The sequence below is a fragment of the Pseudoalteromonas sp. GW168-MNA-CIBAN-0100 genome (assembly GCF_040309225.1).
In the GTDB taxonomy this organism is placed as follows: domain Bacteria; phylum Pseudomonadota; class Gammaproteobacteria; order Enterobacterales; family Alteromonadaceae; genus Pseudoalteromonas; species Pseudoalteromonas arctica.
In genome coordinates this window covers 1-229 of the sequence record NZ_JBEOOL010001211.1, presented here as the reverse complement: position 1 = coordinate 229, position 229 = coordinate 1, and the positions used below count along the sequence as shown (strand labels likewise).

General features: G+C 65.5%; 1 protein-coding gene. It reads left to right on the top strand.

What is annotated here, in order from left to right:
• On the top strand, positions 1 to 229 hold a 229-nt coding region (locus AAEY62_RS25260; RefSeq protein ID WP_350637259.1), incomplete at both ends, for an FAD-dependent oxidoreductase.

Here is a 229-nt window from a genome sequence, read left to right as displayed (position 1 = left end):
CGATCAAGCATAGCGCGCAGGAAACCCGTTTCGTCGGTGGCTCGCAGCTTCTCAGCATCCGGATGGCGCAGCAACTGGGCGACAAGGTGCGGCTGTCGTCGCCGGTGCGGCGGATCGTCGGCTGGGATCGCGACATCGTCACGTTGCAGACCGATCGCGGCACGGTGCGCGCGAAAAAGGTCGTGATGGCGCTGCATCCGGCGCTGTGCCATCAGGTGCGGTTCGATCC